Annotated in this window: 20 protein-coding genes; 3 read left to right on the top strand and 17 right to left on the bottom strand. The window is 48.6% G+C overall.

Annotated features, from left to right (window positions below):
* Positions 1-29: 29 nt before the first annotated feature.
* The 4 genes from ciaB to P304_RS0102640 form a co-directional block, all read right to left on the bottom strand.
* Entirely contained in the window at positions 30-1,889 is a 1,860-nt protein-coding gene (gene ciaB, locus P304_RS0102655; RefSeq protein WP_027389281.1) for an invasion protein CiaB, read from the bottom strand.
* Between the two features lie 155 nt (positions 1,890-2,044).
* A complete protein-coding gene (locus P304_RS15920) occupies positions 2,045-3,871 on the bottom strand; it encodes a methyl-accepting chemotaxis protein (RefSeq protein ID WP_051321343.1) in 1,827 nt (608 codons plus the stop codon).
* The gene (locus P304_RS0102645) at positions 3,871-4,818 is read right to left on the bottom strand and encodes a hydrogenase small subunit (RefSeq protein WP_034763861.1); all 948 of its coding nucleotides are present in this window, start codon (positions 4,816-4,818) and stop codon (positions 3,871-3,873) included. Before P304_RS0102645 ends, P304_RS15920 begins: the two co-directional genes overlap by 1 nt.
* A gap of 57 nt (positions 4,819-4,875) precedes the next feature.
* Entirely contained in the window at positions 4,876-6,441 is a 1,566-nt protein-coding gene (locus P304_RS0102640) for a nickel-dependent hydrogenase large subunit (protein ID WP_034763859.1), read from the bottom strand.
* Between the two features lie 267 nt (positions 6,442-6,708).
* Here P304_RS0102640 and P304_RS0102635 point away from each other — a divergent pair, with 267 nt between their 5' ends.
* Together P304_RS0102635 and P304_RS0102630 are read left to right on the top strand one after the other, a co-directional pair.
* Complete coding sequence (locus tag P304_RS0102635; protein ID WP_027389278.1) at positions 6,709-7,716, top strand: efflux RND transporter periplasmic adaptor subunit; 1,008 nt, start codon at positions 6,709-6,711, stop codon at positions 7,714-7,716.
* Positions 7,716-10,766, top strand: a complete 3,051-nt coding sequence (locus P304_RS0102630; protein ID WP_027389277.1) for an efflux RND transporter permease subunit — start codon at positions 7,716-7,718, stop codon at positions 10,764-10,766. The genes P304_RS0102635 and P304_RS0102630 overlap by 1 nt, the downstream gene beginning before the upstream one ends.
* Here the strand turns inward: P304_RS0102630 and P304_RS0102625 are convergent.
* The 9 genes from P304_RS0102625 to P304_RS13650 all read right to left on the bottom strand — a co-directional run bounded on the left by P304_RS0102625 (position 10,732) and on the right by P304_RS13650 (position 20,045).
* Positions 10,732-12,546, bottom strand: coding sequence for an adenylate/guanylate cyclase domain-containing protein (locus P304_RS0102625; protein WP_160165002.1), 1,815 nt, complete (start codon positions 12,544-12,546; stop codon positions 10,732-10,734). The two genes, P304_RS0102630 and P304_RS0102625, sit on opposite strands and share 35 nt — an antisense overlap.
* 35 nt (positions 12,547-12,581) lie before the next feature.
* Entirely contained in the window at positions 12,582-13,346 is a 765-nt protein-coding gene (locus tag P304_RS13670; protein ID WP_051321342.1) for a class I SAM-dependent methyltransferase, read from the bottom strand.
* Positions 13,333-14,631 carry a dicarboxylate/amino acid:cation symporter gene (locus tag P304_RS13665; protein WP_051321341.1) on the bottom strand — a complete coding sequence of 433 codons (1,299 nt, stop codon included), beginning with the start codon at positions 14,629-14,631 and terminating at the stop codon, positions 13,333-13,335. The genes P304_RS13670 and P304_RS13665 overlap by 14 nt, the downstream gene beginning before the upstream one ends.
* Positions 14,621-15,430, bottom strand: a complete 810-nt coding sequence (locus P304_RS13660) for a substrate-binding periplasmic protein (RefSeq protein WP_051321340.1) — start codon at positions 15,428-15,430, stop codon at positions 14,621-14,623. Before P304_RS13660 ends, P304_RS13665 begins: the two co-directional genes overlap by 11 nt.
* 33 nt (positions 15,431-15,463) lie before the next feature.
* Positions 15,464-15,637 (bottom strand): hypothetical protein, encoded by a 174-nt coding sequence (locus tag P304_RS17165; RefSeq protein WP_169720914.1) that lies wholly within the window; start codon positions 15,635-15,637, stop codon positions 15,464-15,466.
* A 3-nt stretch (positions 15,638-15,640) separates the two neighbouring features.
* On the bottom strand, positions 15,641-16,804 hold the full coding sequence (locus P304_RS0102600; protein ID WP_027389275.1) for an ABC transporter substrate-binding protein: 1,164 nt from the start codon (positions 16,802-16,804) through the stop codon (positions 15,641-15,643).
* A gap of 4 nt (positions 16,805-16,808) precedes the next feature.
* Positions 16,809-17,645, bottom strand: a complete 837-nt coding sequence (locus P304_RS0102595) for a prohibitin family protein (protein WP_034763855.1) — start codon at positions 17,643-17,645, stop codon at positions 16,809-16,811.
* A gap of 95 nt (positions 17,646-17,740) precedes the next feature.
* Positions 17,741-18,298 (bottom strand): YcjF family protein, encoded by a 558-nt coding sequence (locus P304_RS13655; protein WP_051321339.1) that lies wholly within the window; start codon positions 18,296-18,298, stop codon positions 17,741-17,743.
* Positions 18,299-18,392: 94 nt separating this feature from the next.
* Positions 18,393-20,045, bottom strand: a complete 1,653-nt coding sequence (locus P304_RS13650) for a cyclic peptide export ABC transporter (protein ID WP_051321338.1) — start codon at positions 20,043-20,045, stop codon at positions 18,393-18,395.
* Positions 20,046-20,178: 133 nt separating this feature from the next.
* Between P304_RS13650 and P304_RS0102580 the strand changes: the two genes are divergently transcribed.
* On the top strand, positions 20,179-21,093 hold the full coding sequence (locus P304_RS0102580) for an AEC family transporter (RefSeq protein ID WP_027389273.1): 915 nt from the start codon (positions 20,179-20,181) through the stop codon (positions 21,091-21,093).
* Between the two features lie 42 nt (positions 21,094-21,135).
* Here P304_RS0102580 and P304_RS0102575 read toward each other — a convergent pair whose 3' ends face one another.
* The 4 genes from P304_RS0102575 to P304_RS0102560 all read right to left on the bottom strand — a co-directional run bounded on the left by P304_RS0102575 (position 21,136) and on the right by P304_RS0102560 (position 25,630).
* Positions 21,136-22,068 (bottom strand): DHH family phosphoesterase, encoded by a 933-nt coding sequence (locus tag P304_RS0102575; protein WP_027389272.1) that lies wholly within the window; start codon positions 22,066-22,068, stop codon positions 21,136-21,138.
* 10 nt (positions 22,069-22,078) lie between these two features.
* Positions 22,079-23,098, bottom strand: coding sequence for a diguanylate cyclase (locus P304_RS13645; RefSeq protein ID WP_084417491.1), 1,020 nt, complete (start codon positions 23,096-23,098; stop codon positions 22,079-22,081).
* Positions 23,099-23,164: 66 nt separating this feature from the next.
* Positions 23,165-25,042, bottom strand: a complete 1,878-nt coding sequence (locus P304_RS0102565) for a PAS domain S-box protein (RefSeq protein ID WP_160165001.1) — start codon at positions 25,040-25,042, stop codon at positions 23,165-23,167.
* Positions 25,043-25,318: 276 nt separating this feature from the next.
* Entirely contained in the window at positions 25,319-25,630 is a 312-nt protein-coding gene (locus P304_RS0102560; protein ID WP_027389270.1) for a hypothetical protein, read from the bottom strand.
* Positions 25,631-25,810: the final 180 nt, after the last annotated feature.

Here is a 25,810-nt window from a genome sequence, read left to right as displayed (position 1 = left end):
CACAAAATAAGTAAGAAATCTGCGCACGATTACTCTGCTGGCCAATCTGCAACCTGTCGGCCAATCTTTTGGTATAACTCCCAATACCATGCCACAAAAGCAGCAACCGTTGGGTCAAGAGGAGTCAGTGACTTCCCTTCGGTGCGGACGTAACGGCTCAGAAAGTGAAGTGCGTCGCGTTTTGGCAGGTAGGTTTCCCACGCGAGTGCGGTGTACACGTGCATATATTGTTGTTTAAGATTGGTTATAGTCGTTTCATTCAGTTGGATGGTGAGGGTCGGTGGTTCTGGTGAAAAATGCAAGACGCTGCTGGCAAAGAGGCAATGAAGGTGAATCAACCCTTCAGAATAATAGGGACGCACTTCTTCTGTTTCCATCCAGCCAATCAGTCCTACGCTGCGACGGATCAGGTCATCAATAACGGCGCTAAGCAGCTCTTGTTCGCTGGTGTCGCTGAAAAAGCTGATGAGCCCACCAGTGGTCGCCTTGAACTCTTCGATATTTTTGAAGTGCCCTGTGGTGTTCATCGTATTTTCTGAATTTTCATCGAGCCACAAAATATGACCAAACTCATGTCCAATGGTAGAGATGTCATATACCTGATGCCACTGTTCAGGGGTATTCATGAGTTGGCGATGTCGCTTGATGATCTCGTCGCCTAACACTTGACGGCTGATTTGTAGTACGGGTTTGGCGCGTGAACTTGCGAGTACCATATCGGCAAAGGCAAAGATTTTTTTGCCATAAGCGGCGCTGACAACTTCATCATTGGGAACAACTTGGGCGGAAAAAAGGCCGGAAAATCCTGCACCATAGTAGAGTGCGGGTCTGCCAAGGTAGAGTTGTACACGGCGCAAGTTTTCCAGCGTTGCTTGGTAGGCCGAGAGGCTTTGGGGTTGGCCACTTTGGGTATAGAGTGCTTGGAACATGGTTTCGACTTTTTCTGCACGATGGTTGCCATGCTGCAATTGTGGGTTAACGATGCGCACATCCCATTCTGGCGCAACGGCTTTGCGATAGTGGTCTTCATAGTATTCGAGTGGATGTCCGATTTGTATCGGCGCGGTAATCTGCATCCACTTCCGATCCACGTCGGCCCATCGTGCGACGAGTTGGTGGCGTTCCGTTTCTGAAAATGCTTCGATAAGGGCTTTGATATAATTTTTATAGTAGTCTGCTTGATCGAAAATATCGTCATTGTGCAGGCAAAGGGCATCGTGAAGCTCTTCTAAAGCAGCGATGATGGCACCAACCGCAATTGGGAAGGCCTGTACGTATGGCAACACACTCCATGTCTGGGAGTCGTGCTTGCGCAGAACACTGTAGCAACGGTCGGCGATTTCATTTTCATGCCCAAAGTCAAGAAGTTGTTTCGTATGTAACATTTCCATGATGGCGCTTTGATTTCCCTGAAAGTCAGCTTCCAAGGTGCGGTTTACGCCAGTGACAATCGTTTCGTACCAGAGGGGGTACCATTGTGTGAAAGCCAGCCCGACTTCGTGTGCGCCACGCAAAAGAGCGCGGTAAAATGGCGTCAGGAGTTGCTGCTCTTCGACGACAAGCAGGAGCTCACGGTGTTGTTGGAGGTGGTAGGTCGCTGCCCATTGATACGCCAGTTGTTTTGCGGCATCAATGCGTGGTTGATCAAATCCTGCTTGTTTCATCGCTTGTACGAGTGAATCATCGCGTAAATTGGCAATTCGTGTGATAGCTGCCAGTTGGTTTTCAGGAGTAAGTGGCAGGTCAAGCGATTGTAGAAAGCTATCAATCACCAGTTTCTGGTCGCTCTCTTCTCCTTTCAGTATGGCGTAAAATCGATTGTTATGGTGTTCGCGTTGTTCGACAAGCGTATAAAGTTTTTGTAAATCCTGCCAGAATTGGTGCGGCATACCGGCTCCTATGAGAATCATTATGTAGTATGGCAAAGTATGTCACGCAAACTGGAAATCAGGCAAGGGGAATCAGAAATGAAATCTCCCTGAGTCAGAGGTGACTCAGGGAGATTTTGTAGCGTGGCATTACGTTTGCTAGCGGGTACAACTGTTTATCGGGTGTACGGCATCAACTTCTTTGGCTCGTGGCTGTCGTCACCTTTTTGCATGTGTGCAATGGTTTGTTGAAGCTGCATGGCTTGGTTGGCCAACTGTTCAACTATCTGCTGTGAGTGGCTCATTGCTTGATCGGTTGCGATGGATATGCGGCGCACATCTTCCAGCGAAAGGGTGATTTCGGAGCTGACTTCTGATTGTTCTTCCATGGCGCGGGAGATTTGATTCATCTGCGAGGTGGCCGATTCAATAAGGGTCACGATTTCCTGCAACGACTGGCCTGAACTATAGGCGAGTTCAGTCGCGGTGCCGATGACTTCGGTTGTTTCGTCAACTTTTGTCATATTGGCTTGTGCTCCGCGCTGGATTGCTTCAACCGCAGTTGCGACCTCTTTTGTAGCGGTCATAGTTTTTTCCGCGAGTTTACGTACTTCGTCAGCAACAACGGAGAACCCACGTCCCGACTCTCCTGCACGGGCGGCTTCGATAGCCGCATTCAGCGCTAAGAGGTTTGTTTGATCGGCAATGTCGCGGATCAGATTCATGACTTGATTGATGGCCGCTGCTTGTTTTGCGAGTTCGCCCATATTCGCTTTGAGAATCAACGATTCTTCACGCGCATGGGAGATTGAGCCGACCACTTGACGAACCAAGCCTGCTCCTTCTGTGGCTTTCGATTTTGCGCTTTCGGCGGCACTGTAGGTTGAATCGGCCTGACGCGAGACGTTAATGAGCGTTTCGTTCATGACCTCCATCGCTTTGGCGGTTGTTTCGGTCTTTTTCCGTTGCTCTTCCGCTCCCGCACTGGCTTGAGCAATTTCGGTGGAAAGTTGTGCCGAAATGTCATTGACGGTGGTGCTGACTTCTCCCACTTGCTCGGCCGCTTCACGCACGGCGCCGTTGATATTTTCCATCATACGGTTGAGTGCCCGACCGAGAAGGCCGATTTCGTGTTTCTCGCGTGCCGCGAGTTTATCGGCTCTATTTCCGGAGGCGACATTCTGTGCAAAGGTTAGTGCACGTGAGAGTGGGCGGTAAATCATGAGACGGATGATGATAATCACCAAAATGAGCATGCTCATAATGATGGCGGTCAACATCAGCAGTATGCCTTGTACGCTTTCTTCCTGTTGCGCGTCGATGGCATGGCTATTCAACGTGATGCGTAAATAGGCCGCAGTTTCACCAAGATTCCAATTGGTATGGCAGCTAATACATTCTTTTTCTACCGGCATGCTGTAATAGAGGTGCGCTTGTGTTCCTGCACGGCGATAGGCGACGTTGTCGACAAATTTCAGATCAGGGGCAATGCCAATATGGCAATTTGTGCACGTTTGCCCTTTTACCGACTGCAGATGCACTTTACCGGTTTCGCTCTCTTCCATGTCGGTGAGGTGCCAATCCTTACGGTGGTGCATGCCACGGGTCTCTTTGTAGAGTTTTAAATTGGGATTAGAGAAACTCCCATTGATTTTTACGAACGGTATGCCGACGGTTGGTTCGTTGGATAGGTAGTTCATCAGGCCGTGGTTGCGGCCATACATCGCTACCTCATCAATATCACTGACGCGGGTAAAGCTATTGATAACCTGTTGGAAACTGCGTCTTTGCCCTTTAGCAATCGAGTCGGCGGTGTTTTCCTTCAGCATCGAAAGGTAGCTCAGTCCATTTTCGTACAGTCGCTTTTCGGAGAGTTCTTTTTGCCACACCAAAAAAGCGCTGAACGAAGCGGCAAATACAAGAAACGCGCAGATAGAAAGGATAACAATGGAGCGAAAGGTCAATGAATGAAAAAAAGATACCCGTTCAGTCGAGTGGTGCATTATGGCCTCCGTGGGATGATGTCGCGGGTGTCGTCGTAGTTATGGAACATAAAGCGACGTGGGAAGTTTTCTCCAGCGCACCCGACGCAAGGGTGACCCGCCCGTATACAGACGTTGGTGTTGTTATTATAACCAGTAATTAAACAGTCGCTGCGCGTTACCATCCCTTGGCAACCCATCTTGATCAGGCAACCTTGATCGCCAATGTGTTGGGCGAAATGACCCTCTTGAAAGTCAGCATAATTGATGCAGAGTTCGTGTACGGTGCGGCTGAAGAAACGGCGCGGACGGCCGTAGCGATCAAGGTCGGGGAGCTTTTTGTGATGCAAATGATACAGGAGTGTGTACACAAAGTGCTCCGGCTTCATCGGACAACCTGGAAGTAATACGATAGGGGTTGTGATACCGTTTTGATGGGCAAATCGCAACACACTCGCGTTCCCGGTTTCTGTCCCCAACATTTCGGTGACACCACCAAAAGAAGCGCACGTGCCGGCGGCGATACATGCGGCAGCTTTCGGAAGAAGTTGTTTCATCCAATCTTCCATCGTGCGGTGTCCGACCATGCAGGTATGTGGCATGCCAATCGGGATGCCTCCTTCAAAAACGATGACATACGGGATTGATGAATCTGAATGGATAAGTTTTTCGTAAATATCAGTTACTTGTGATCCGGTTGCCAGCGAGATGTCGTGGTGAAAAATCATGTTCGTGAATTTTGTCAAAATATCGACTACCGGTACGGTTTCGACGTCAAGTAGTGAGCAGGAACAGCCGGTACACGATGTGCCATGAATCCAGACAACATTGAGTGGCTTTATGGTGGCGGCATCGGCCGCCAGTAAGTCTTCAAACGTCAGAAATGAGGAGGCTCCAACGGCCGTAATCGCGCCGAATATCCTTTGCATCGCCGTGCGTCGCGTGATTTCCTGAGAAAAATATTGCATAAACAACCCTCCAGCAGTTCAGTGAGCGGTACAATTACAACATCGTTGTGCGCAACATTAATGCACAGAACAGCCGATGCATGGATCAGTGGAACGGACGATACGTGCCAGCTCCATTGGATGATCGGCTTTGGCGACATGTGTCCCTTCGAGCATCTTTTCAACGGGGCCGGGTTTGCCATCCTTATCGCGTGGTGACATGTTCCACGTGGTAGGGACAACCATTTCGTAATTACGAATCAACCCTTGGGCGTCAGTCTCAATCCAATGGCCGAGCGCGCCGCGGGTCGCTTCGGTAAGGCCAAAACCGCGAGCATTGCGGGGGATTGGGTAGTGGTCGAAGGCGCTGGCATCTGGTGTAATCATGGCAAGGTCACGCTCGATCAGTGTTAGATGGTAGTCGGCAAGAATGGCGCGACTCAGGTGGCGTCCCATAACCGATGCGTAGTCGCCAATAGTTAACCCAAGTTGTTGGTTATAGCGGTCGATAATGGCATTGAATTCGGGGTTTTTCCGGCTGAGATAGGTGGTAACAAGTCGAGCCGAAGGGCCGACTTCCAGTGCTTCACCACGATAGCGCGGGGCGCGTATCCAACTATATTTGCCATTTTCGGCTTGTTGTTCGCGATTAAACTCTGCTTGTTTTAGCGGGCGTAACGCCGTTGTTTCTAGAGGACGGAGCGCATTTTGTCCGTTGCCGTTTGGTTGATAGTACGAATAGGTGTGATCCTCTGTGATGTGTGTCAGATCAAGTTCTTCATACTTGCCACCAATCACGACTCCGCCAGGGAAAGCAAATTTTTCCCCGTTTTTGTCAGGATAGTATGGGTATCCAAGGAGGTTGCCGTACCCTTTCCCTTCACGAAAGTAGCCGGGGAACTGTTTGGCAACGGCAACAACGTCAGGGAGGTAGCGGTTGCGGACGAAATAGGTGCACTGTTGCAGCAGCGTGTGGTAGTACGCCAGTTTGTCGATGCTGGGAAGGGTTGTCACACCACCGGCTTCGATGGCAACGGGGTGTGGTGACTTGCCTCCAAAAATAGAGACCATTTTATGGATGTTGGCCATGACGGGGATAACGTCAAGATAACCACGGATGGCAGAAATGTTCACCTCTTGATCGGTGCAATAATCAGCTTCGTAGCGTGGTAGAAAAGGGGCGGCTGGGAAAACCTTATTGCTGGCCAATTCCTTTTGTACCCACTGCTTGACTTGCACCAATCCGCCGTCTTTTCCTTTGTAGTTGAGGACGGCAGTTATATCGATAAAATCAAGCGCGCAGAGTGTGTAAAAATGCAGCATAAAGTCTTTTACATGATAGGCACCGATAATCAGGTTGCGCACGAGTTGGCCGTTCGGGTTGGGTTTAATCCCCATAGCACTTTCCAGTGCCAGCGCCGATGTTTCGGCGTGGGCGTACGGGCAGACGCCGCAGCTCCTTTGTGTCACTTGTTGGGCAACCCGTGCATCATGGCCAATGAGGGCTTTTTCAAGCCCACGGTACATGTCGCCTGAGCACTTTGCAGATCCCACAATGTTATTGTTCATTTGTGTGACGACCCGCAGGTGACCTTCTATTCGTGTAACTGGATCGATAATAATTCGTCCGGCAGTTGCGGCCATGATCCCTCCTCCGCTGTATGACAAGTGAATAACAGTGTGTATTTTTTCAACAACATTCACTGGTTGTCATAAATAACACATAAAAATTGAGATGCGCAATAGAATTAAACTGTGTTTTAGTGCGGTTGTGTATTGAGTAATGGTTATATGGCTTTTTGTTGCTCAGAGCGATGTTTTATTATGTTGATGACCATTCACATCTTATAAAGAGTACGGTATAGTGCAATTATGCTTGGTCAGAGACAATCGTTTGAAAATGGAGAATGTATGATGCGTCCATTGATATATGTGTTTATTATACTGGTTTTTTTTCCCGCCATTGCGGCAGCACGTGTGGCGGTCTTTCAACAACTTGATACTGCAGAACCGCTGCGGTTGAGCTTTGTCGCGCGTAAAGAGCCAGGCGAGCTGCAGACGTTGCGTGCAGAGGTGGCGGGAGTAGTGACACAACTGTCGCTTCGCCGCGATCAAACGCTTGGGCGTGGTGACGTTGCGGTTCGTTTAACGAATGCAACGTTGCAGCACGAAGCGGCTCAGGCACGTATTGAACTGGATCGCATTGCGAAGGAACAGTTGCGGGTGGAACAACTCCGTACACAGCGGGCGATTTCTGACGAACGGTACGATGAGATTTCGGCACGCTATGCTTCGGCACGCAAGCGGATGGAATACGTTGAAGGGCAGTTGGCGAAAACAACAGTGACGGCAGGGGTTGATTTTTTTGTGACGCGAGTGTTGGTGTCTCTGGGTGACCATGTGCCCGCGTATGGCGCTTTGGCCGAAGGGTATGCGCTGCATGATTTCCAGCTGGCAATAGCGCTGCCGAGCTCATATCAGGATCTCTTTTCGCAGATGGATTTCTATCTGCGTGCAGCGGATGGATCGCTCCGTCTTTTGCATGAACCGCGCCTTGCGACGATGCGTGCTGCGTCCGGAGCGTTGCAGCTTATTTTCCCTGGGGAATTTACGGAGTTAGTGTTGAACCAGAGTGTGCACATCGAAGCGCATCTTCATTCAGGCCTCGTTGCGCTCCCGTTTCAGGCGGTTTTTCCTGATGGTAGTGGCCAATACGCAGTCTACACACTGCGATCTGATGGAAGTATTGAACGTGTCGTGCTGGTTGAGCCGCAAGTGTTTAGTGATCGTATGAGTTTTCGTAATACTGCTGGAATCGGCAATTATCTGGTTGGGGTGACAGGAGTGAATTCCCATAGCGAGGCTGAAGCGATCCTTGCTGAATCAGGTGACAGCCTCGAAATAGTGGTACGTCCGTAATGTTTGAATGGTGCCAACGGAAAATACTCGGGATTTTATTTGTTGCTGTGGCCATTGTACTCTCTGGTGCCGCCAGTTATATAGCGCTTCCCAAAGAATCAACGCCTGATATTACTATTCCTGTGGTGAATATTGTCGTGACGCAAAAGGGTGTTGATGCCCTTGATATGGAAAAAAATGTCACGAAGAAAATCGAAAGCAAACTGCGCAGTATTTCGGGAGTAAAAAAAATAACGTCTACTTCTTCTGAAGGGCTAGCGTCGATCAGTGTGGAGTTTGAAACGGCGATTGAGATCGATAGTGCACTCGCCAAAGTAAAAGATAAAGTCGATCAGGTTCAGTCGGAGCTTCCTGCTGATGCGGATGCCCCGATTATTTCCGAAATTAACCTCTCCGAATTCCACATCATGTTTTTGAATCTTGCGGGTGATGACCAAGCGACGCTGGAACGATTGGCAGATCGTTTAGAAGATGAACTCAAAGCGATTCCCGGCGTGCTGGAGGTTGATATTTATGGCAAACGCGAACTTGATATCCTTATTTCAATTGATATTCACAAAATTACGGCTGCCGGAATCAATCCTCACGTAGTGGGGAATCAAATTTTGCGCGAAAGTATCACGGTCGGTAATGGCAAGCTGTACGTTGACGATCAGGTGTTGCATATCAAAACCGATGGGGAGTTCCGCAGTCCTGAGCCTATTTTAAACTTGAAAATACCGACGCCCGATGGGCATTTCGTGTACTTACGTGATTTGGGGCGGGTAGAGTTTGTTGAAGCAGAATACAGTACCTTATCGCTGCTGAATGGTGAACCTTCTGTTAGTATCGGGATCAAAAAGCAAGCAGGGAAAAATTTATTGGCGATTTCGCAGCAGGTGTACGCTATAGCCGAGTATTTCAACGCGCATAAGCCGGATGGTGTGCGTGAAATCGTTATTAATACAGATCAATCCGTCGAAACCCGAAGCATGTTGGCCGATTTGGAAAATGGGGTTCTGACGGCGCTCCTTTCCGTCGTTCTCGTTTCATTCTTTATGCTGGGGTGGCGTAATACTATTCTTGTCGCCTTGGTGATCCCATTTTCGATGTTGATGTCGTTTTTGGTGCTCGATTCGATGGATATCACGCTGAATATGATAGTGCTCTTTAGTTTGATTCTTGCCCTTGGCATGCTGGTAGACAATGCGATTGTGGTGGTAGAAAATATTTACCGATTGTCGTCGATGATGCCTGTCAAACAAGCGGTTGTTGCGGGTGTGCGCGAGGTAGCGTTTCCAATTGCGACTTCAACGTTGACCACGTTGTGTGCTTTTATCCCGTTGTTGTTCTGGGATGGAGTGATCGGTGACTTTATGATGTATCTTCCGTTGACGTTAATTATCACCCTGAGTGCATCGCTGGCGACAGCGCTCTTTATCAGCCCACTTATTGCGCGGCTGAGTATGAAATCGCACCGCAGAGTTTTTCATCGCCCGTATGTGCTTGGTGTGTATGAGCGTATTTTAGAGTGGACGTTGCGGCACAGTAAGGTAACAATTTTCGGTTCTTTTGCCTTTTTAGTGATCATTGTTATGGCCTACGGAAAATGGAACGCCGGAATGGAGTTTTTTCCGAAAGTGGAACCGAAAAATGCCGTTGTGAAAGTTGCGATGGCGAAAAATGCTGACCGTGATGCTACGGAACGCTTGTTGCTTGATGTTGATCGAGTGATAGCCTCATTTGCTGATGTCGAAAGCCGCACGGCTACGATTAGTCAGGCGGAAGGGCGTGTAAATATTGAATTTCTTGATATTGCGTTGCGTACCCAAAGTTCTTTCCAAACTATTGACGATATTCGTAAGGCCATACCAGCGTACCCAGGTGCGAAAATTGAGATCATGGGACGCGATAACTCGCCGACATCGGCGTATGCGCTGACGATTGATGTGAGCGGCGAAACCTACCCTGAACTGGAACAGGCTTTGCGCCAAGTGAAGCGGGTGATGGAAAACGATACGCGTATCACGGAGATCATCGATAATTACAATAAAGAAAATTTCTATTTACGCGTGTTGCCTCGTCGTGATGCGTTAAGTTTTCATGAGATGACGTCAACTGATGTTTCCAATGCCTTGAGTTTGTTTTTTAAGCGGACGAAGGTAATGACGCTCTATGATGCTGCCAACGAAGAATATGATTTGGTTGCCAAAGTCGATGATGCTCAGGCCACATTAGCGCAGGCCTTGGTATATCCGGTGATGAGTCCACGCGGTATTGCTGTTCCTTTATCGGAATTGGTTGATATTGAGTACGATACGATGTTGTTTCAGGTAAACCGTAAGGATAACAAGCGGACAATTACCATTAATGCTCAGGTTGCCGAAGGGGTGAATAGTATCGCGGTGCAGCGCGATTTGGACGCCAGTGTCAAAGCACTTCGTTTGCCGGATGGCGTGCGAGTCGTCTTTACGGGGCAGGCGGAAGACCAGCAAGAAACGCAGGCCTTTTTAGTCTGGGCGTTCTTTACCGCAGTGTTTTTGATTTTTGCTATTTTAGTGTTCCAATTTCACTCATTTGTGGTCCCGCTTATTATCAGCACAACAGTGCTCTTCAGTATTATCGGCGTGCTTATCGGGCTGCTGGTTTTGCAGATGCCTTTTGGTATTGTTATGACGGGTATTGGCGTTGTAAGCCTTGCGGGAATTGTCGTCAATAATGCGATTGTGCTGTTTGATTATATTCAACGGCGTTATGACAAAACTGGTGATATGCGCCGCAGCATAGTCAATGCTGGAAAAATACGCCTCCGCCCCGTGTTTTTAACCGCCATTACGACTATTGTTGGGTTGCTCCCGATGTGTATTAAAATGAGTATCGACTTCCGCGAATTCGCTATTGTTTTTGGTACTGAGTCGTCTCAGTGGTGGCAATCTATGGCGATTGCTTTGGTTTCCGGATTACTCTTTGCGACCTTCTTGACGCTGATACTGGTGCCGACCATGTACTACGATTACTACTGTCTTAAGCAGCGGGTTATGGCGTGGTGGCAGGCGAAGAAGGAACGGTGAGTTCGTAGATGTCAAGGGGCTCACTGCGCCCTTTGACGTAGTGTGAGCCGTGGGCAATGACAGGTAGTTTCGCAGTCAAAGCATCATACGTCGCTTGGCTGATGAGAATAGCACTGCCAAACTCTTTATTGAGCCCTTCTAGGCGCGAGGCAATATTCACCGCATCGCCGAGCACGGTGTAGTTCATCCGTTCCGGTGCGCCAATATTCCCTACCAAGCAATCGCCCGTATGGATGCCAATACGGGTTATAAATGGTGCCAATCCTTGGTGTTCCCATACCGCATTCTGCTGCGTCAGTTCTTTTTGGATTTCCAAAGCGGCCAAGCTGGCGCTTTGTGCTCCGTTGGGGCAGGTGTTTGGTGCTCCCCAGAATGCCATCACGCTATCGCCGATAAACTTGTCGATCAGCCCACCATGACGTTCGATGATGGCACTTATCAACGCAAAATACTCACACAATTGTTTCAGTAACTCCTCTGGCGGCGTAGTTTCTGAAATAGTGGTAAAGTTGGCAATATCACTAAAGAAAAGCGTCAGTGTGCGCCGTTCGCCACCAATAGTTGCCAGCTTTCCGGCGCTCACCAGTTGTTGCACCATTAACAATGGAAGGTAGCGGCTGAAGTTGATTAAACTTTTTTTCATGGTTTCTAGCGATTGTTGCAGAGTGGCTATTTCGCTGATGACGGAGCCGTTAGGATTCGTTTCGTGAAAATTGAGTTGCGTAATGGCGGTTGCGTTTCCCGCAAGGCGGAGAATAGGGCGAGCAATGGCGTTGGCAAAGGTACGAACGAGGATGAGTGCAATCACGAGCACCACGATGCTGCCGAGTATACTTTCAATCAATGCTTGCTTTGCATCGCGTAGAATAACCGATTCCGGCAGGATAACGACGACGCGCCATTTAGCATGTAATCCTGGTCGTAGTGGTGCGACAGCGCGTAGGAAGGTGTCATCCCCGACAGTAAAAGGGGCTATCATGCTTTCGTTGGATATCTCTTGCACGGCTTGCGCAATGGGAGCTGGAAGTTGAACGGTGGCAAATGGCGTATCGCCAGTGTGAGTGTCGTTGCGAAGCGTTGTCGCGCCAATAACGCTATTATCGTGATTCATGATAACAATATCGCCGTCAAATCCGAGCGAAAGGGTATGCAGCAGAGCGGTTGCCCGTTCGAGCAGGATATCAGCCGCTACAACTTTTTCGACAGCACCCGTTGTTGGGTTGATGACGGGAGCCGAAAAAGTGGAACTCAGCTGACCTGTTTCAAAATCATGGTACATGGCTGACCACTGCGGTTTTTCAAATGCGTTGGTGTTGATGAACCATTGGCGAAGCCGGGGATCGTAGTCTGAATATCGTTGTTCTTTGTTGACATGCGTTGCATCGCGCAAACGGCGAATATCGTTCTTTTCGGTCGAGTCATACGTGACGCGGAGTTGCCGTTCTTCTCGCTGACCTTCACGATAGCCAGTCGCAAGGAAGTTTCCCTGATGATCGGCAATGTACAGATTGGAAAGATTCAGGCTGGTAAAGAGAGGTTGATCCGTCAAGGTAAACCATGTTTCGGCAGAGGTAGCAAGGTCGTATGAGCGAAATTGTTGTCCAGCAAGGAGTGTGGCCGTTTCCAGTGACCACAAGTAGTCGCTCACTTCTTGGACGACGCGTTCGCGCAGGTGTTCTACAATGGTTCGGGAGAGGGTGACAGCGGCTTGTGACGCTTTGTGATAATTATAGGTGCTGAGCGCCAGTATGGCACTGGTGGTGAGCAGAGAAAAAAGCATCAGAATGCTGATGCGAAGCGGTATTCTTTTGGGGATCATACCCGAACCATGTGATGGTCGTCCGCGCTACGCATAATCCGTTTGAGTTCATTGCACCGTTCCGTGTGGCAATACTCTTTGCGAGCAAAAAGCACTCCTGCTAGCAAATACCCATTAGCCGAAGCATACGCGAATCCTTGTTCGCGCAGTGTCATAATATGGGCAAAGACTTTTGGTTCGCGGCTGTAATCTCCATAACGGATCGGCATGATTAAAAAATTTGCAACACACAATCCGTGATGGTGTGCGGTGTCGATAATGCCAAGCGGGTTGGAGTAACTTGATACGAGCAACAGCGACATTGGGTATGGTTCACGTAGGAGCTGTGTCGTCACTTCGCTTCCGTGGAGACCGCCATGCAGGTAAGGAAGACGGATGGAAGCGTCAGGAAATGGGATATACGGGGGGTTGGCTAGCAGCGCAAATGCTTCGAAAGAAGGCTTTTCGAAAAATGAACCCGCTTGAACGTGGTACTTGGAGCCGAGATTGGCGGCGGTAATATTTGCCTGGCACAGAGCATATGCGCGCAAATTCAGTTCATAGCCAGTAATGGTTCCCGCAAAATCAGGTGCCTTCTGCAACGCTTCGATAACAGGAGTGCCATCACCCGAACCAAATTCAACCAGTGCGGCTCCTGATGGGATGTGCGGTAATAAAAGATGTTCAATGCACAGTGCGTAGAATACCGACTCTTCAAGGCACGAAAAGATTTGTTCGGGAACCGCGCTATCGGAATGGCGAGGGGAATTATGTCGGTTCATCGCATGTCACTCCGTTTTCGCGCGGGGTAATCAGGGTGCTGGCGGCACAATTTGATTGTACGTTCACCAGTGTGAGGAGAGGATCGGTGATTGGGTCAAGTGCTAGTAAAAGAATAAAGGCTGATTCTATCGGTAGTCCAAGCGGTTCGAGAACAAGTGAAAGCATTGAAATAGCGACAATCCCTGGCGCACCAGCGCTGGCCATACCAGCGATGACTGAGCCAAATATCACAATAGCCAGTTCGCGAAAACCAATTTCGATTTGGTAGAGTTGGCATAAGAATAAAGCTGTTAACGCAAAAATCATAATCGTGCCATGGCGGCAAATCGTTATTCCCAGTGGAATAACAAGGTTGGTTCCTGTGCGTTCAAAACCGAACCGCTCATGAAGGGCTTCGATAGCCGAAGGGATAGCGGCTAATCCTGAACGGGTACCAAGAGCAATCACGATAGTATCTTTCAGCCCCAAAAGTATATCACTGAAACCTTGTCGAGCGCGCACCCAAATAATGACAAAACTGACTATCAGGAGGAGGACTCCTGCAATACCAAAGGCGATGATAAAGCCCAAGAGTGCTTCCAGTGTTTCACGTCCGACACGTGTGGCTTGTTCCGCCACTAAAGCACATAAACCAAATGGGAGGAGGTACATGAGACCGCTGATAATCCTGCTGAAAGCGGCGAACACAGCATCGAAAAAGTCAAAAGCCGTTACGGAACGGGCAGGTGGCAAGATACCCAGAGCAATTCCAAAGAGAATAGAGAAAACCAAAATCTGAATGCTGTGCCCCTGACTAAGGGATTGAAAGACGTTTTCTGGCACCATATTGGCCAAGTACGCCAACGGATTAACGGTTGCTGGAGGCGGAGGAGAAGTGAAAAAGGTGATCTCAAGGTCAGTAGCGATAGTGTGAGTATCGGTATCACCACCAGCACTCATGAGCCGCCCGACCATCTCACGATCGGAACTATCCAAAGCATTACCCGGCTGTAATACCAACGCGGCGGCAACGCCGACGACACTGGCAATCAACAAGCCGATGAAAAACACGCCGGCAACCCGCAGAGGGCTGATTCCTTGGTCTTTTGAGGCAACAAGACGGCCTAAGCTGGTGATAACGGCAGAAGTCATAATTGGTAGGACGCACATTTGCAGGAGGAGTAAATAGAGTTGACCTGCTGGTGCGAATGCCAGTGCGGTATCCGTATAAAAGACCCCAAGGATAACACCACTGGCGAGGCCGATGGCAATGGCCCATGGCGAAAGAAGAAGCTTACTGTTCATAGTATTTCCTCAGTAAGGTGTCGATATCCATACGCACGGGAAATGCATCGATATACTGTTCTAGCCATGCCAGAAGATGTGTGCTCTGCCAGGGAACGGCCATAGCAATCGGGTCGGTCATATCGCTGATAATTGCTGTTTGGAGTTGTATGGCTATCGCTGGATTGTCGCGGATGATTTTCTTTACTTCAATTTCATCGTGATAAGCAAAGAGCACTTCGCCACGGACACAGGCGTCAACCACCTCTTCCCATTCAGGGTAGGTGCGGATTTCTGCGTTGGGGAAATTCGCCTGAGCATACCCCACATAAGAAGTTCCGGCTTTGACACCCACCGGGCCTGCAGAGGTAAAAATCCACTCAAATCCAGTGGTCGACTGTGCGCGTACTGCGGCAACACGATTCAGGAGTAACCCTTGCCGTAAAACGATATAGGGACGGGTAAAGCGTACGGTGCGTGCCCGTTTCAGGGTTCGTGATAGTTCGGAGATAACAACGTCAACTTCTCTTTTTTCCAACATTTCAACGAGCGCATCAAACGTTTTTGCGGTTCGTACCAGTTCAAGTTCTACGCCAAGCTCTTGTGCGACATGGTGCGCGAGATCCACATCAATACCAGTCAATTCGCCATTATTGCTTTGCATGAAAAAAGGGGCGATATCGGCATGGTACATTCCCACGCGTAATGTGCCGCGGTCAAAGATGCGCTGCATGTCGGGAGGTAAATCACGGGACGATGCCAAGCTTGTTCCGAAGAAGCAGCTTATAATGGCAAGTATAACCATCAGAGCGCGAAGCATGGTATTCACCTCATTTGCGATGTATTGTGTATCCTATTCTTGTTCTAATTTCCGTGGATCTGATGCGAGTACTAAGACAACACCAACCAGAGGGGTCAAGAAAAGGCTGGCAAAAAAATACCCCCAAAAGCCAAATTTACGATTCATTCCAAAAAGGGCAATCATGAGGCAGACGACGATGTAGAGAGCCATTAAATGTGCTGGCATGGTTTACTCCTCTGAATCCTGTTGTAGATAAAACACCCCATCGGATAGCTTTTTAAACGCAATCTTTTTGCCCGCAATACTCCCATCTAGCTGCATGGCGTATGTACCGAGTACACCTTCCCATGGTGGCGAAAAACGGAGTGCTGAAGCTACCTCAATAGGGACAGACGATTGGCTGTGGCGCATCGCATTGGCAATAACCATCAGTGCATCATACCCTTGTGCTGCCAAAAAGTCGGGCTGCTTATCGGGATAGCGAGCGGTAAAGCGTTCGACAAATCCTTTCACGTTCGGGTGGTTGTCAGCGGCGTCGAAGGTTGTAGCTACAACGGTTTCATTGGCCGCTTTTCCCGCAATCGTCCACAGTAAATTAGAGTCGAGCCCATCGCCTCCTATAAAGGGCTCGGTGCCACCCATGGCACGGTATTGCCGAATAAAATGAGCAGCGCGCGGTACGACGTCTGCGATAAACACAAAATCATACTGGTAACGGCGCATTTCAACGATCATGGCGCGAAAATCCTCCTGATTTTCAGCATATGACTTGAGTGTAGCAATGTTAATATCATGTAGGTAGGCCTCTTCTTGCATTATTTCAGTAAAACTCTGGCCGTAATTGCCACGAACATAAACAATAGCAGCATTTTTCCAATTCTGTTTTTGGCAGTAAGTGAGTACCGCAGCAGAAATTTCGGCATCGGTAGGGATATTACGGAAAAGGTAGTTAAATCCGAAACGGGTCAGCGATGGGCTGGTAGCCACGGGAGACATATAGAGAATGCCGTTATATTCATAGGTGACTGCCGCAGGCAGCGAACGGCTGGAACCGTAGTGGCCAATGGCAGCCACAATCTTGGGGTTAGCCGCTATCTTTTGTGCGACTCGTTTGCTTTGTTCGGCAGATGTTTCGTCAAAGATACGCAGGGTTATACTGCGTTTGGCATACACGCCTGTCGTGTTGATCTCTTCGGCAGCAAGCTGTACCCCTTCCATAAAGAGTCCGGCTTCCAGTTGTTGTGGCCAGACGACGGCAATTTCAATATCGCCGGTATTGGCTTGCGCCAGTGCGTCCCGTTTTTGGCGGCTCATCTCATAGAAATCGCATCCTGCAAGAATGGTCATCAGGAGTAATGAGAGGACGATGGTGGATGCACGACGCAAGATCATATCTCTACCAATCTGAACCGAGGATGATCGGCAACTCTTTCGATGAATTTCCGATGACAACCACCTTTGCATTGTCAGATTTAGCCAGTTCTCGGGTCGCTTCGATCCCTTTCCATTGAAGGATTTGCGGCGTTAAAGATTCGCGAACGGTGTCATTATAGTCTTTGAGTCCCGATGCTTCTATGCGACGGCGCTGTGCTTCCTGCTCTTCGCGTTGCAGGCGAAATACATACGCTTCGGCGATTTGCTGTTGTTCGAGTTTGGTTTCGATGGCGTCCTGAATCATTGGCGGAAGATCGACTTTCCGAATAATTACGTCGTCGATTTTTATGTACTTTTGCGTGACTTGTTCGAGCGATTGGTTGACGACTTTATGCAGAATGGCTCGTTTGGTGGTGTAGACTTCTTCGGCGTCAAAATCGCCAATGATAGTACGGAGTGTTGATTCCACTTCTGGAATGACGATTTTCTGCACATAGTCGGGACCTACTTTCTGGTGCAACACGCCAAGAACATCGTACTCAGGGTGATAGCGAACCGAGAGGCTCAGGTGAATTTTTAACCCTTTCTGAGTTAAGACATCAATTTCGTGAGCTACTTCCTGCACACGCATATTATAGATGTGCATGGTGTTCCATGGCGGAATGATGTGTAGCCCTTCACTGAAAACGCGGTCAGTTACCGTACCGCCGAAAAGCGGACGGTACAATATTCCAGCATGCCCAGCATTAATAACGACAAAAATTCGTGGCCAAAAAAACACCACGAGAAATACCAGCAAAAGGCTCGCTATCATGAGCTGGGGAAGATGTTGTCGCACGTACGCTCGAATGCGGTTCATTGTTTCGACCTCAATGTCTCTGAACAGTCTGATGGAAACCTAAAGAGGAGCATAGAAAAAACGGGGAGATTGCTCCCCGTTTTTGCGTCACAGGATTATACGGTTGTGGTTGCTTCTTCCGGAGCTGTCGTAGTGTTCTTTTTGCCGCTTGATTTGACCGATTGCTTGAGAGAGTTGGCAACCTCTTTCCCTTCGGCATACATTTTTGAGAAATATTCTTTTGTTTTGGCTGGGTCAAAAGTAAGGAAAGTTCCGCCTGACTCAAAATGACGAATGAATACTTTCCCGACTGCGTAGGTTGATGCTCCGGCTATTGCAGGCATCGTCAGCATGGCGGCGGCTTGACCAACCAAAGGGATGAACTTTACAAGACTCATCACGGGTGGAGAAAGGTAGTAGGTGCCAGCGCCTCCGACAAGCGAAGCGACAATGTGTTTGGCACGATCTTGTGAAAACGGCACACCGTAGATGGCACACAGACGGCTCAGCATGTTGATTTGTAATCCAGTAATAGCAACCATGTCGAGGAGCGGGAAAGGGATCAGACCGACTCCAGCCGCCATAGCGGTGTGGTTGTTAACGGTAGTGTTAGCTTCAGCTAACGGTTCAATAACAATTTCTGCTTGAGCGGTCGTTGCTTGTGTTTCGTCCATGGAATCCTCCTGATAGTTCAGAGCCCGTTAAGTGGTTATAAGAAATCTCTCCTGCGACAGAATAATATGGTGTGCCGGAAAAAGCATCCCTTTTTTATATATTGTTTCGCTCAACCGATTCCGGTGGCACGGCAAGCGTACCATAGTCCATTTTTAGCACCCGATCGGCAACACCAAAGTAACGGTCATCATGACTCACCACTATCACGGTCTTACCTTGCTGGCGTAGTGATGGGAGAAACACTTCGTAGTAATAGCGACGAAATTGTGGATCTTGATCTGCAGCGACTTCGTCAAATAGTAAAATCGGGCGATCTTCCAGAAGCGCACACACGAGGGCGAGTCGTTTCCGTTGTCCAGTAGATAATCCCGGCGTTTCAAACACGTCGCCGTCAAATCGGACTTTCTTCGCAATATCCATCTGTTCAAGAAGCTCCCAAACCCGTTTGGGTTCGACCTCATTCATGCCGTAGAGACGGTCAAAGAGGTGAAAGTCGGTAAAAATAACGGAAAAAAGCTGTCGAAATTGCTCGTATTCGCCGGCTGCTATCGGGCGACCATCTATCTGTAACACGCCGGCTTGAGGTGTATAGAGTCCCGTGAGTAATTTCAGTAAGGTGGTTTTCCCGCTACCATTGCCGCCCACAATAAAAAGGATTTCACCAGCACGGACGTCAAGGTTGACGGGGCCAAGTCGAAAGGTGTGATCACTTGGTTCGCTGCCGTTGTAGGTAAAGTACATATGTTGCAATGAAAGAGTCGTGAATGTTGGTTGATGCGCGAGGGGCGAATAGGTAGGTTCTACTTCGCGGGCTTCATCGAGTTGTGCTTCGAGTTCCGCCAAGCGGCTGAGAGCAATATTGGCTTTCGTAAAGGTTGGCATGGCATCAACAACGGCTCCAAGCGGCCCCACAATAAAGAGGATCATCGTAACCAATTGCACAATGATGTGCGGTTGTTGCGACTCAAAGCGTGGCAGTAAAAAGATGATCGCGGCGATCAGCAGGTAGAAAAAAATCTGGGTAAAAATCATGTTATCAACGAAACGTTTTTCGGTGTCACTTTTCAGGTCACGTAGGCGAGTTAAAATGTCGCCGAGAGTCTGGTGAAAGAGCGAATCGCTCCGTGCGCGGTTCATTTTTACTTCTGTGAAACCCAACGTGAGGTGGTGGAGCGTTTGTGAATACTCCTGTTCGACACGTCGTGTTTCCCGCAAACCGAGGCTGATTTTTTTTTCATTGTGCAAGTAGGCATAAATGCCACATGAAACAAGAAAAAGACTAAGCCAGAGAGCGGCTGGCGAGAGTATGGCAATGTAGACAAAAGAGGCAAACAGCATCACGACAGCCGCGGCGGCACTTGTTGCCATGCGTGAGGCTTCGAGAATAAGGGAGCTGTTTTCTGTTAAGTCAGCAATAATTCGTTCTGGGCCGATTCTTTCGTAGGAGCGGAGTCCAATATGCCGTGTTTTGTCGGCCAATCGTTGATTCAGATCGATCAGCGAACGTTGGACGCCAACGATACTTTTTTGCAAGGCAAAACGGCGAGTTGTGATATACAGGATAATTGTTATGGCAAACATGGCCAAATAGCGCCACTGAAAGTCCGAAAAATCTTCTGACGCATTGTTGATGATAACAACTACTCCCGCGTTGGCGGTTCCGGCAATGACAGAAGCGAGGATAATGCGTCGGAACTCAGCTGGCGTTGTCGCTTTTTGAAAAAAACGTGTCAGGTCGTTCGCCATGGTACAATCACCCTTTGTTGAAAGGTATTTTTTATTGTGCGTGTTTTTCAGTGTATATATAGCAGATAATTCGGTAATAACAGCATAATGTTGCAGATGCTGTCGGGAAATTTACAAGGAAGGCTGTTTTGGCATGACGATTATCTTTCAGGGATTAGCTCCGATTTTCTTACTTATCTTGTTTGGTTATGCGTGTAAAGTGAAGCATTTTCCAGGTGATGCTTTTTGGCCGATGGCTGAACGAGTCACCTATTATGTTTTTTTCCCGGCACTGTTGTTTTCCAACTTGGCGAAGGCTCCGCTTGAGGGGTTACCCGCGGCTTCTATGGCAATTATCTTGTTTGGAACCACCACGCTGGCGTCGCTTTTGCTGTTGGCGCTGCGGGCAGGAATCCGTTCTGGCGGCCCGGCGTTTACGTCGGTATTTCAGGGGGGAATCCGCATGAATACCTATGTCGGTATTGCTGCCGCTGCAGCGATATTTGGCGAAATCGGCCTGACGCTTTCGGCGATTGCCATGGCGACATTGATACCACTGGTCAATATCTACTGCGTCTGGGTTATGTTGCGCTATGCTTCGGAACGCAAAGAGGGACTGCTCAAGGTGTTTCATGCGCTTTTCCGCAATCCCCTTATTCTGGCCTGTGCGGCGGGGATTGTCGTTAATTTGGCGCATATTCCACTGCCGCTCTTTCTCCTCAACACAGCAGAAATACTGGGTCGAGTCTCATTGCCATTAGGTCTGCTGAGCGTGGGTGCGGGGTTGAGTTTTGGCGCATCGATCAGATCTTGGAAAGAACTTGGTATGAGCAGCTCTGTCAAGTTGATAGTCTATCCGGGGATAACGCTTCTCGCCTGCCAGTTCTTTGCGCTTGATGCCACAGCTACGGCGATAGCGGTACTTTTTACTGCTGTTCCAACGTCGGTTTCATCATACATTCTTGCGCGTCAAATGGGTGGCGACACGACGCTGATGGCGAGTATTATTACGTGGCAGGTCATTTTTGCGGCGGTGACCATCCCTGTTTTTCTTGCGCTTGCAACGTAAAAAAGGCGACCGAAAGGTCGCCTTTTGAAGGAGTGAGATACGTTAACTTTCTTGAAATGCGTCTATCAGCTTCTGTAATACTTCGGGCGCACTTTCGTGCGAAAGCTGGCAGGTGCCGGCTGCGGCGTGTCCACCACCTCCGTACTGCAGCATCGTCTCCCCGACATGGGCTTTTGACGAACGGTTCACAATCGATTTTCCGACGGCAAAAACGACATTCTGTTTCTGGAAACCCCAAAGAACATGGATCGACATATTGCAGTGTGGGTAGAGGGCATAAATCATAAAGCGATTTCCCGCGTAGATGACCTCTTCGTTGCGCAGGTCAAGCACAATGAGTTTTCCGTGAATGGTTGCGCAGCGGCGTAGTTGCTCTTCGAACTTTGGAGCATGCTCGCGGTACAGCTCGACCCGTTCTTTCACGTCTGGAGTTTCAAGGATTTGTTCTATGGTGAGTGTTTTGCAATATTCGATAAGATCCATCATCAGTGCGTAATTGGAAATGCGGAACTCGCGGAAGCGTCCGAGTCCGGTACGTGCGTCCATAAGATAATTGAGCAGAACCCAGCCATCAGGTTTCAGTATTTCGGCAAGGGTAAATTGAGCCGAATCGGCTTTGTCGACGGCGATCATCATTTCGGGGTTAATGACACCTCCAAAACGACTGTTGCCACCGTAGTAGTTATAGACAACCCGCGCGGCAGAAGGGGCATTAGGGTCGATAATATGGTTTGGATAATCTTTCCCGTCGGCACGCTGCACTTCGCTGGCGTGGTGGTCGAACGCCATATAGCAACCCGGCACGTATGGAAGGTTTGTGGTGATATCACGTGAGGTTACGGCGATTTTACCGTCTTGCATATCCTTCGGGTGGACAAATTGGATATCATCTATCATGCCCAGTTCCGTTAAGATCACAGCACATGCTAAACCATCGAAATCGCTACGTGTAATAAGTCGATACTTTTTATCCATGGGGAACCTCCTAAGGGTTTGTGGTTATATTTCTTCTTTGTGCTCTCTCTGAAAAATCGTCTATTGAATCAGTGTCATGCATTGCTGTGGTTGCGCGATTTGCATCGCTGTTGCCCCACAAGGTTGTCATGCCGTACACCTGATTGCGCCCCGCTTCTTTGGCGCTATACAGCGCTTGGTCGGCTGCTTGCAGGAATTCCAAACGAGAGATACGGAAATTCGGCAAACAGGTAGCGTGACCAATGCTGACGGTAACGAACGGTGAAACCGATGAGTCAGGATGGGGAATTTCCATCGCTTCTACAGCAGCTCGGAGTTTTTCTGAAACCTGTACCGCCCCATTGATCTGTGTGTCGGGGAGCAGCGCGATAAACTCTTCACCCCCATAACGAGCCACCATGTCAGAACCGCGTAAGAGCACATTGCTCAGAGCTTCGGCGACACGGCGTAAACATTCATCGCCATCACTATGGCCACGTATATCGTTATATGCTTTGAAGTTGTCAATGTCTATCATCACCAATGATACGGGTTTGTTGTAGCGCATGGCGCGACGCCATTCCTGTTCATAAGAGTTGTCAAAACGGCGTCGATTCGGGATATGGGTCAGTCCGTCAATCAAGGAGAGTTTTTCGAGCAGCATAGTTTTGCGTTGCATATTCACATGATTGCGGACGCGGGCACGGACAACCGGCACATGGAATGGCCGAGTGATGTAATCGACGGCTCCGAGTTCTAAGCCAGTCTCCTCCGATTCGCGGTCGTCGCACGCCGTGACGAAAATGATCGGAATATTCATGGTGCGGTTATCGCTTTTGAGTCTGCGGCAGATATCATATCCACTCATTCCCGGCATCATAACATCGAGCAGAATGAGGTCTGGTTGTTCATCAGAAAGGGCAATTTGCAGCGCTTTTCGTCCATCAGTCGCACTGATTATGTGGTAATCCTGCGAAAGTGTTCGCGTTAACACCTCAATATTTGTCGGCTCATCATCGACGATTAAAATAGTAAATTCGTCAAGTTTCATTGGCTGCCCTCGTCGTAAAGTAGGATCGGTTTATATCATCTTTCAGTTTACAGTGTAATAGATAATTCACGTTTTTGATTCCTCTGTCGGGAGGGCAATAGTGAAGCAGGCTCCAGCTTCGCTATTCCTTGCTTGGAGGCGGCCACCCATTTTTTCTTCGATAATGGTTCGTCCGAGCGATAAACCAATCCCAGTTCCTTTTTCCCCTTTTGTCGTACTAAACGGTTCAAAAAGTTTGTCTGGTAAAAGTGACTCAGGAATACCGCCCCCATTGTCACAGAGAATAATCGTAACAAAGGGATCGGTCGGTTCCACGGTAATCGTTATTTTCCCTGTCTCAACGCCCCGTTCAATGATGGCATCGTGTGAGTTATTTATCAGATTGAAAATGACTTGTTTAAAATCGCTTGGGAAACCAAAAGCGACTAAACTTTTATTGCCTGTCAGCACAACATCAATATTACAAGGGGTGAGCTGGTGGCTGAGTAAATCCAGCACGCCCTGAATGGCCTCGACAACAGCAAAGTACTTTTTTTGTTGTGATGGCTTATAAAAGTCGCGAAAATTATCGACCGTTTCGCTCATAAAGCGTATTTGATTCATCACTTCTTCGATATGTGTTTCTAGCGTAGATGCGTCAAAGAGTTTATCTTCAAAATCGTTTTGCAGTGTTTGCGTCAAAAGGGAAATGATGTTGAGTGGCTGCTTCCACTGGTGCACGATGGCGCCAATCATTCCGCCAAGTTCAGCGAGCTTGGTTTGTTGAATGAGCAATGCTTGTTGCAGTTCACGTTCCTGCTGGAAACGCTTTTCATTTTCCATGCGATTGCACACCTCCAACTCTACCTGCTCTTGCAACCGCTGGTTGAATTCGAGCAGCATGGCTTCGTGCGCTTTGCGTTCGGTGATGTCTTCTTTTACGCCAACATAGTGGGTGATTCTCCCTTGTTCGTCGCGGATGGGTGAAATAACAGCCTGTTCCCAGTATGGTTGGCCGAGGCTATTGATGTTTTCAAATTCACCACTCCACTCCTGACCACTGCTGATGGTTTTCCAGAGATCTTGGTAGAATTCTGCTGATTGTCGCCCTGATTTTAACACGCGCGGGTTTTTCCCCACCAAAGACGCTGCGCTGATGCCAGTAATTTTTTCAAATCGAGGGTTCACGTATTCTATATTTCCCAAAGCGTCGGTGATAACAATCGAAACTGGGCTTTGTTCTACGGCACGCGACAGCGTACGCATTTTTTCTTCGTAATTCAGTCGTTCAATAGATAACGCAACCAGACGCGCGCAGGTTTCGATAAAGGCAATTTCCTGAGGGCTCGGTCCCTTCGGTTCACGATAGTACAGCGCAAAGACGCCAAAAAGATCTCCGTGACGATCAAGGATCGGTTCCGCCCAACAGGCGCGAAGCGAGGTTTTTATAATGTGCGCGTGGTACGCTTCCCAGTACGGGTGCGATACAATATCTTCTACTACCACCCGTTCTTTGCGCCATGCCGCAGTTCCGCACGAGCCACTCTTATCAGCAATCAGCATGCCATCAATAGCGGCACAGTAAAACGGTAGTAAACTTGGTGCCGCACCGTGAAATAAACGTTTCTTTTTGGAATCGGCGAGCATAATCGCACAGCTGATATCAGGGAACTCTTGTTCGATATATGATGCCAGCGGATCAAGAATTCCCGCGAGCGTATCTCCTTGGCTGACAAGTTCCAGAATAACGCCGTGACGGTGTAGGTCATCGATATGCTTGGCCATAAGCGAAGTGAGCGTACGAGTTTTTGTGCTGACGTTGCAGGCCATGGTGTCGAGCGCCATCGCTAAACCACCAATTTCATCAGCTGATTTTGGCGCAATGCGCCTATCAAAATCACCGGCAGCAATTTTTAACGCCTGGGATGAGAGTTGCCGTATGGGTTTAAGGATTATGGCATTCATAAAAATGACAAACGCCAAAATTATAAGAAATAAAGAGGTGAAACCAAAAAAGAGTAAAGTAAAGAAACTCCCCCGATGGAAAGTGCTTTCAAATAACCCGAGCCCCCTAGGGCCAAAGAAAAACAGTGAGGCCATAAAGTAGGCCGCGCTGGCGATTACAAAAAGAACGGTACCAAAAAATACAGTACGACCACGGATACCCAAGCGCTCCCACGTTTGTTGCATAGAATGGTTAACCCTCGTGCTTGTTATTGGTGACGCGAGCCATCTCGTGAATCAGTGGTGTTTTTCGATCGCTGGTTTTTCCTGAACATTTAAAACGTTGATGAGTTGGAAATCATTCAAAAGTTTCCATAAGCGGTGATCGGAGAGGGTAATGGAGATCTGCACGCCATCGTTGACTACTTTTAAAAGAAACCCGATAACAGCGGAGGTCATAGAGAAAGAATCTTCGATAATCAGATGAATCGAACGGCTCCCCTGCGTGATACTGTCCTCGATAGACTTGCGAATAGTTTGCGCATCAATAATGCTTTTAATGTGCCCCGTAATCACAATGGTCGACTGATTCTTCTTGTACAGTTCCATGGCAAACTCCTTTGCGGTAGAAAATCAAATTAGTATCTTATTACAAAGCAGAGCACCTGAATGCCCCTTATAAGCTCACTTATAAGAATGAAAAAATAAGATCGAGATAATACACATGAACGAGAGTAAACGCAAACGGGATACGAACTATTTTGCATCGAAAAATCAGAATGCCTTGCA

The sequence above is a fragment of the Chrysiogenes arsenatis DSM 11915 genome (genome assembly GCF_000469585.1).
Classification (GTDB): Bacteria; Chrysiogenota; Chrysiogenetes; order Chrysiogenales; family Chrysiogenaceae; genus Chrysiogenes; species Chrysiogenes arsenatis.
This window is presented reverse-complemented; position numbering and strand designations above follow the sequence as displayed.

What these genes read in the sequence shown, in the direction of transcription:
- ciaB (WP_027389281.1), bottom strand. Translation starts at nt 1,889, where the DNA reads ATGCCGCACCAATTCTGGCAGGATTTACAAAAACTTTATACGCTTGTC.
- P304_RS15920 (WP_051321343.1), bottom strand. Translation starts at nt 3,871, where the DNA reads ATGCACCACTCGACTGAACGGGTATCTTTTTTTCATTCATTGACCTTT.
- P304_RS0102645 (WP_034763861.1), bottom strand. Translation starts at nt 4,818, where the DNA reads ATGCAATATTTTTCTCAGGAAATCACGCGACGCACGGCGATGCAAAGG.
- P304_RS0102640 (WP_034763859.1), bottom strand. Translation starts at nt 6,441, where the DNA reads ATGGCCGCAACTGCCGGACGAATTATTATCGATCCAGTTACACGAATA.
- P304_RS0102635 (WP_027389278.1), top strand. Translation starts at nt 6,709, where the DNA reads ATGATGCGTCCATTGATATATGTGTTTATTATACTGGTTTTTTTTCCC.
- P304_RS0102630 (WP_027389277.1), top strand. Translation starts at nt 7,716, where the DNA reads ATGTTTGAATGGTGCCAACGGAAAATACTCGGGATTTTATTTGTTGCT.
- P304_RS0102625 (WP_160165002.1), bottom strand. Translation starts at nt 12,546, where the DNA reads ATGCTTTTTTCTCTGCTCACCACCAGTGCCATACTGGCGCTCAGCACC.
- P304_RS13670 (WP_051321342.1), bottom strand. Translation starts at nt 13,346, where the DNA reads ATGAACCGACATAATTCCCCTCGCCATTCCGATAGCGCGGTTCCCGAA.
- P304_RS13665 (WP_051321341.1), bottom strand. Translation starts at nt 14,631, where the DNA reads ATGAACAGTAAGCTTCTTCTTTCGCCATGGGCCATTGCCATCGGCCTC.
- P304_RS13660 (WP_051321340.1), bottom strand. Translation starts at nt 15,430, where the DNA reads ATGCTTCGCGCTCTGATGGTTATACTTGCCATTATAAGCTGCTTCTTC.
- P304_RS17165 (WP_169720914.1), bottom strand. Translation starts at nt 15,637, where the DNA reads ATGCCAGCACATTTAATGGCTCTCTACATCGTCGTCTGCCTCATGATT.
- P304_RS0102600 (WP_027389275.1), bottom strand. Translation starts at nt 16,804, where the DNA reads ATGATCTTGCGTCGTGCATCCACCATCGTCCTCTCATTACTCCTGATG.
- P304_RS0102595 (WP_034763855.1), bottom strand. Translation starts at nt 17,645, where the DNA reads ATGAACCGCATTCGAGCGTACGTGCGACAACATCTTCCCCAGCTCATG.
- P304_RS13655 (WP_051321339.1), bottom strand. Translation starts at nt 18,298, where the DNA reads ATGGACGAAACACAAGCAACGACCGCTCAAGCAGAAATTGTTATTGAA.
- P304_RS13650 (WP_051321338.1), bottom strand. Translation starts at nt 20,045, where the DNA reads ATGGCGAACGACCTGACACGTTTTTTTCAAAAAGCGACAACGCCAGCT.
- P304_RS0102580 (WP_027389273.1), top strand. Translation starts at nt 20,179, where the DNA reads ATGACGATTATCTTTCAGGGATTAGCTCCGATTTTCTTACTTATCTTG.
- P304_RS0102575 (WP_027389272.1), bottom strand. Translation starts at nt 22,068, where the DNA reads ATGGATAAAAAGTATCGACTTATTACACGTAGCGATTTCGATGGTTTA.
- P304_RS13645 (WP_084417491.1), bottom strand. Translation starts at nt 23,098, where the DNA reads ATGAAACTTGACGAATTTACTATTTTAATCGTCGATGATGAGCCGACA.
- P304_RS0102565 (WP_160165001.1), bottom strand. Translation starts at nt 25,042, where the DNA reads ATGAATGCCATAATCCTTAAACCCATACGGCAACTCTCATCCCAGGCG.
- P304_RS0102560 (WP_027389270.1), bottom strand. Translation starts at nt 25,630, where the DNA reads ATGGAACTGTACAAGAAGAATCAGTCGACCATTGTGATTACGGGGCAC.